Source organism: Polaromonas sp. P3_C2, from assembly GCF_056402675.1.
Genome location: NZ_JBFUGX010000232.1, coordinates 1 through 6,095, shown reverse-complemented (window position 1 = coordinate 6,095; position 6,095 = coordinate 1). Strand labels below are relative to the sequence as shown.

The 6,095-nt window shown below is 61.5% G+C and carries 7 protein-coding genes; all 7 read right to left on the bottom strand.

Going from position 1 to position 6,095, the window contains the following annotated elements; translation table 11 throughout:
• A partial coding sequence (queF, locus tag AC1DWI_RS11450) for an NADPH-dependent 7-cyano-7-deazaguanine reductase QueF (protein WP_477724860.1) occupies positions 1-701 on the bottom strand: 701 nt, incomplete at its 3' end.
• Positions 702-771: 70 nt separating this feature from the next.
• Positions 772-1,665 (bottom strand): alpha/beta fold hydrolase, encoded by an 894-nt coding sequence (locus tag AC1DWI_RS11445; RefSeq protein WP_477671245.1) that lies wholly within the window; start codon positions 1,663-1,665, stop codon positions 772-774.
• A 163-nt stretch (positions 1,666-1,828) separates the two neighbouring features.
• Positions 1,829-2,662 carry a 2OG-Fe(II) oxygenase gene (locus AC1DWI_RS11440; protein ID WP_477671244.1) on the bottom strand — a complete coding sequence of 278 codons (834 nt, stop codon included), beginning with the start codon at positions 2,660-2,662 and terminating at the stop codon, positions 1,829-1,831.
• A gap of 15 nt (positions 2,663-2,677) precedes the next feature.
• The gene (gene yaaA, locus AC1DWI_RS11435) at positions 2,678-3,454 is read right to left on the bottom strand and encodes a peroxide stress protein YaaA (RefSeq protein ID WP_477671243.1); all 777 of its coding nucleotides are present in this window, start codon (positions 3,452-3,454) and stop codon (positions 2,678-2,680) included.
• A gap of 83 nt (positions 3,455-3,537) precedes the next feature.
• Positions 3,538-4,128 (bottom strand): DUF3501 family protein, encoded by a 591-nt coding sequence (locus tag AC1DWI_RS11430; RefSeq protein ID WP_477671242.1) that lies wholly within the window; start codon positions 4,126-4,128, stop codon positions 3,538-3,540.
• 9 nt (positions 4,129-4,137) lie between these two features.
• The gene (locus AC1DWI_RS11425; RefSeq protein WP_477671241.1) at positions 4,138-5,487 is read right to left on the bottom strand and encodes a (Fe-S)-binding protein; all 1,350 of its coding nucleotides are present in this window, start codon (positions 5,485-5,487) and stop codon (positions 4,138-4,140) included.
• A gap of 115 nt (positions 5,488-5,602) precedes the next feature.
• Positions 5,603-6,025, bottom strand: a complete 423-nt coding sequence (locus AC1DWI_RS11420; RefSeq protein WP_477724859.1) for a rubrerythrin family protein — start codon at positions 6,023-6,025, stop codon at positions 5,603-5,605.
• Between the last annotated feature and the right edge of the window lie 70 nt (positions 6,026-6,095).

The following is a 6,095-nucleotide window of genomic DNA, read 5'->3' as shown; positions in this document are numbered from 1 at the left end:
GTCCAGACGTCCATGAAGATGCGCTCCACACATTGCTCATGGAACTCGTTGTGGTTGCGAAAGCTCACCAGGTACTGCAGCAGGCCTTCCTGGTTGATCTGCGGGCCGGCATAGCGAATCTGTACGCTGCCCCAGTCGGGCTGGCCAGTGACCAGGCAATTGCTTTTGAGCAGGTTGCTGGTCAGCGTCTCTTCAACCGGCGGTTCGTCGAACTCGGCAAACAGCAGCTCGGGCGTGGGCGTGAAATGAATGCACTCCACGTCGAGCCGGTCCAGGTTCAGGCCGTCGAGTTCATGCACTGGTTCGCGGTCGAACAGCTCGGGGCCCAGCGTCTTGATGCCCACGCCCATGCCGACAGCACCGTTCAGGTCGGCGCGAATGCGTTCCCGCACATCGCGTGCATCGGCAAAACGCGTGTTGTTAAAGCTGTTGAGGTAAAGCTTGAAGGATTTGCTTTCGACGATGTTGGGTGATTCGCAAGGCACGGTGATGTGGGCCAGTGCCACCTGCGGCTTGCCGCGCATATTGAGCCAGCTCAGCTCAAACGCCGTCCACATGTCTGCGCCGAAAAACGGCGGTGTACCGGTGACGCCGATCTCGGCACGCTTGCCTTCGCGCGGTATCGGGAATAGTAGCGAGGCGTCGTACTGGTCGATATAGGCCGACGATTTGCCGAGCTGGGATTGTTCAGGGGTGTTCATGCACCCATTTTCGYCGCTAACCGCTGCCAGGCYGAAAGCCGCCGTACAAAGCCCCAGGCTATGGGCTGTATCAGCTTGCCGCTTTGAAGTGGGGGATCAGCAGCGCCAGCAAACGGTCAACAACACCCGGCGGCAAATCGTGTCCCATGCCTTCAATGCTTTCAAAACGCGCACCAGGAATGCGTCTTGCCGTGTCCTGCCCGCAGGCCATGGGCACCAGCCGATCTGCCTGGCCGTGCACCACCAGCGTCGGCGCCGTCACCCTGGCAAGTGCCGAGGCGCGCGCACCGTCAGCGGCAACGGCCACCATCTGGCGAAGAACCCCCTGCGGATGGAAGCTGCGCTGCGCCGCAGCAGCGACTTTTTCGCGAATCTCGGCATCGTCCATGGGAAAGCCCGGGCTGCCGATGGCCTTGAGCAGCTTCACCGTGTGGTCGATGGCGGCCTGCACACCTCTGCCGGCAGGCCGGCTGAGCAGCACGCGGGTCACAGCCGGGCTGGCTTCCGGCAGGCCGCGCGCGCCGCTGGAACTCATGATGCTGGTCAGGCTGAGCAGGCGCGATGGCGCCAGCACCGCGACGCGCTGCGCGATCATGCCGCCCATGCTCACACCCACCACATGTGCCTTGCCGATTTGCAGCGCGTCCAGCACGCCCACGGTGTCGGCGGCCATGTCTTCAATGTTGTAGGGCGGCCGGATACGCCAGCCCATACGGAACTTGAGCCCCTCCCACAAAAGGCTAGGCGAGCCAAGGTGGTCAAAGTGCTGCGAAAGGCCGATATCGCGGTTGTCAAAGCGCACCACACGAAAGCCGGCATCAGCGATCGCCTGCACCATGGCCGGCGGCCAGGCAATCAGCTGCATGCCCAGCCCCATGATGAGCAACACCACAGGCCGGCCCGTGGCGTCACCGGGGTGGGTGTCTTCAATCTCAATGTCGATGTTGTTGGCTCGTATTTTCATAAGGCATTATGGTCTCCGCTCCCCGAATCGCGTCAATCGCCGCGTCGCCGAAGCGTCTCCATGCATCCTGCCAGCAGGGGCCGCGGAACGGGCTTTGCCCGGCCGCAGGCGCCGTCCCCTGCAAGGGGGAAGGCGCTACACGCAGTGAGCGTCCGACAGGGGTTTACGTGAACTCCCGCTGGCGAAGCCATTTGGTGGCAATCCATTTCTCGCCAGTGGTAACCGGCTCGCCGCCATGCAGCGTGAGGCTGGAAGGCAGCGCCAGTGGATAACTGAAAAACACCGCATTGCCGCGCCGCGGCGCCACCCGCACTTCGATGTCGGGGAACACCGTGGCGCCGCCTTCCTCGGGCTCATGCAGGTACATGATGAGCGTCGCCACGCGCTGGCCGCCACGCTGCAGTATGGCGGGCGTGCCGGGCTCGGTCGGATCAAAGTAGTCATAGTGCGGCTTGTATTCGGTGCCGGGCCCATAGTGAAGTACCTGCAGCCCTTCGCCGTTTTCCTGCGGCCAGCCGAAGATTCTGGCAATACGTGCCTCCACCTGGCGCACCACGGCGTTTTCAGCGCGCCTGAAAAACATGCCCTCGCTGGTACGGTCAGGGTTGAGTTCCTCTCCGCCGGTCTTGGTGTCTACCGTCAGCGAACGCACCAGACGCGGCCGGGCGGCCTCCATCAGCGCCTCGCATTCACTCGGGCCCAGCAGGTTGCCCAGCACGATGACATTGGGTATCTGGGCGAAAAAAAGTATTTCTACCCACTTGTCGCCGGCATCGACCATGTTGTTGGTGACCGGCAAAGCCAGCGCAGGCACAACCACTGCGGCGAGATCTTCGGGCGTCAGCCGCACCGCCCGCGTGGCGGCGTCGCGGTTCCAGCCGGCTGCCAGCATGGCGTTAAAAATCTCGTCCCTGGAGTGGCCGAGGTTTGCCTGCGCCGTCATCCACGCCAGCACTTCCGGCGTGAGCTGCTGGTCGGTCCGGGCGGGCGTGCTCATGCGGGGATGGGCTGCTCAGGCGGCCTGTTTGCGGCGGAACACCAGCCGGTCGGGTTCGGACACTTTGGGATCAAATCGGTAGCCTTCGGCGTCAAAGCTCTCAAGCTTCTTGACGGTAGACAGCTTCTTTTCAATCGCATGGCGCACCATGAGCCCACGGGCGCGCTTGGCAAAAAAACTGATGACCTTGTACTTGCCGGCCTTGTATTCCTCAAAGACGCAGCTCACCACGCGCGCCTTGAGCGTCTTGCGGTCCACGGCCTTGAAGTATTCCTCGCTGGCGAGATTGACGATGACCGGTGTGGTGTGGGCAGCGGCGCGCTCGTTCAGGTAGGCGGAGATTTGTGAGCCCCAGAACTGGTAAAGATTTTTGCCTTGGGGTGTGGCCAGCGGCGTGCCCATTTCAAGCCGGTAGGGCTGCATGCGGTCCAGCGGGCGCAGCACGCCGTAAAGGCCGCTCAGAATGCAAACGTGCTCCTGCGCCCAGGCGAGTTGTGCCTCGCCTAGCGTTTTTGCATCGAGGCCACCATACACATCGCCGTCAAACGCCAGCGCGGCCTGTTTGGAATTCTTCGCGGTGAATTTCGGCGACCAGGCCTGGTAGCGCGCGACATTCAGGCCTGCGAGCGAATCTGACAGCTTCATCAGTTCGCTGATCTGCTGCGGGGTTCGGGTTTTGAGCACGTCAATCAACTGGGCCGACTGGCGGGTGAAGAGGGGTTGGGTGTGGGTCGCGACGTGCGGCGACGTGTCGTAGTCCAGGGATTTGGCCGGCGAGATGAGAAACAGCATGCTTTGGAGTTGTGGGGGTAAGGCAAGTAAGGCGAAACCCCCACTTTACGACAGGAGGGTGGCGCCAGGCCATGAGCCTTCAACTACCGCAGGTCGCTGGCCAAAGAGGCGAGCGTTTCAGCCGCAATCGTGGTGTGCGCCGGGTAATGCGTGTGGTCGCAGCCCAGTTTCACGCTTGCGCCTGCCTTGACAGCCGCGCACATGGCCGCGTCCAGCTCAAAGCGCACAAAGTGCACAGCCGAGGTCTTCTCGTCGTTCTCGCGGTCCATGTCCTCGTCGGCAATGGCGTAGACACGGGCATGGCCTTCGACCTCGATGAACATGCGGTCTTCCACACCGATCAACCGGGCCAGTTCGCGCTTGCGTTCGTTGACGTCGGGGTACTCAAGCATCAGCGTGCCCTTCCAGTTGGTCCCGTCGGGCATCAGTGGGGCATAGGCTTCGATCTCCTGCTCTATGCCCTCTTCTTCAAAGATTTTCTCCACGCGCAGCATCTCCTGGATCTGGTAGCGGATGCTGGTTTCGCTTTCAAACTGCAGGTTGATGTGCTCACCCAGGCGCACGCTGCGCAGCTTGCGGTGGGCGATGATGGCCGGCTTGTTCTCCTTGCGGTATTTACTGTAGGCCTCCAGCGTCATCAGGGATTCGCGGGTGATCTTTCCGGTGGTCTTCATGGTGTGATCTCATTTCAGGCCGTAGGCCGTGCGTATCAGCGTGAGCGGGTGCTTTTGCGGCGGTGCACCCAGGCTGTTGACGTCAAAGCCCTGGGCGATGTGGTGGCCGCCCAGCGGGCAGTCGCTGCTGATGACGTCAGGCAGGCCGCCGTCTTTGTGGCTGGCCATGGCTTTAAAAAGCGGCTTGCCGATCTTCATGGCCTGCTGGTGGTAGGGCACCTTCACGCCAAAGGTGCCGGCGTGGCCCGAGCAGCGCTCATGCGTGTGCACACTGGTGCCCGGCACCATCTTGAGCATTTCCTCGGTTTTCTTGCCGATGTTCTGTACGCGGCCATGGCAGGGGATCTGGTAGCTGATCTTGCCCAGCGGCTTGCTGAATTCGGTCTTGAGCAGGCCGTCGCGCTTGCGGGCCATCAGGTATTCAAACGGGTCCCACATGTGTTCCTTGACGAGCTGCACGTCGGCATCGTCGGGATACATCAGCGGCAGCTCCTGCTTGAACATCAGCGTGCAGCTGGGTACGGCGCTCAGGATGGCGTAGCCCTCTTTGGCGTATTTCACCAGCACCGGGATGTTGGCCTCCTTGCTGGTGTTCACCGAAGCGAGGTCGCCGAGCTCCAGCTTGGGCATGCCGCAGCATTTTTCTTTTTCGACCAGCACATAGGGCACTTCGTTGTGGTCCAGCACCTTGAGCAGGTCGTCACCTATGCCAGGCTCGTTGTAGTTGATGTAACAGGTGGAATAAATCACGACCTTGCCGGGCGTCTTGGCGCCGTCTTTCACCGCGTGGGGCGGCGACTCCAGCGCGCCGGAGCGGAATTTTTTCGTGGCCAGGTCGGGCAGCCAGGCGTTTTTGTCGACGCCCAGCACTTTTTCCATCACGGCGCGGGCCGGTTTGGTTTTGTTGACCGCGTTGGCCACCTGGACCACGATGGGAATGCCCGCGAACTGGCCGTGCACATCGGTGGACGACAAAAACCGTTCACCCGCACCCACCTCGCCCTTCTTGAACTTGATGGCTTTGGCGCGCAGCATGGTGTGGGGGAAGTCGAGGTTGAACTCGTGCGGCGGCACATAAGGGCACTTGGTCATGTAGCAGAGGTCGCACATGTAGCACTGGTCGACCACTTTCATGTAGTCCTTCTTGTCCACACCATCAACCTCGCCGGTCTTGCTTTCGTCGACCAGGTCAAACAGCGTAGGGAAAGCGCCGCACAAACTCACGCAGCGGCGGCACCCATGGCAGATGTCGAAGATGCGTTCCATCTCGTGAAGGGCCGCGTCTTCGTTGTAGAAGTCCGGGTTTTTCCAGTCGATCGCGTGGCGCGTGGGCGCCTGGAGGTTGCCTTCTGTGGCCATGCTTGCCTCTTCTTTTGAATCTCAGGTGGGGGTTTGAGAAAAGACTCTCGTGCGAAATCTTTTCCAAAACCCGCCACGCCTCGCGGCGCAGCGAGGGACACGCTTGTCCATCCAGTCAGTCGACCAGTTCGGCCAGCGCTTTGCTGTAGCGGTTGGCGTGTGAACGCTCGGCCTTGGCCAGGGTCTCAAACCAGTCGGCCACTTCATCGTGGCCTTCGTCGCGTGCGGTTTTGGCCATGCCTGGGTACATGTCGGTGTACTCGTGCGTTTMGCCGGCCACAGCAGACTTGAGGTTGTCGCGCGTGGCGCCAAACGGCAGGCCGGTCGCGGGGTCGCCGCACTGTTCCAGCCATTCGAGGTGGCCGTGGGCGTGGCCGGTTTCACCTTCCGCAGTGGAGCGGAACAGCGCCGCGACATCGGGCTGGCCCTCAACGTCGGCCTTGTTCGCGAAATACAGGTAGCGGCGGTTGGCCTGTGATTCGCCGGCAAATGCGGCTTTCAGGTTCTCTTCCGTCCTGGAGCCTTTAAGAGCAGCCATGGAAATCTCCTTCGTGGGTTGATAAACGAACAAATCGCCAATGCTTCAAACCCACACCCGACTTCTGGCG

Bases quoted from the DNA above. Each gene is read 5' to 3' on its own strand.
- AC1DWI_RS11445 (WP_477671245.1), bottom strand. From the start codon at position 1,665: ATGAAAATACGAGCCAACAACATCGACATTGAGATTGAAGACACCCAC.
- AC1DWI_RS11440 (WP_477671244.1), bottom strand. From the start codon at position 2,662: ATGAGCACGCCCGCCCGGACCGACCAGCAGCTCACGCCGGAAGTGCTG.
- yaaA (WP_477671243.1), bottom strand. From the start codon at position 3,454: ATGCTGTTTCTCATCTCGCCGGCCAAATCCCTGGACTACGACACGTCG.
- AC1DWI_RS11430 (WP_477671242.1), bottom strand. From the start codon at position 4,128: ATGAAGACCACCGGAAAGATCACCCGCGAATCCCTGATGACGCTGGAG.
- AC1DWI_RS11425 (WP_477671241.1), bottom strand. From the start codon at position 5,487: ATGGCCACAGAAGGCAACCTCCAGGCGCCCACGCGCCACGCGATCGAC.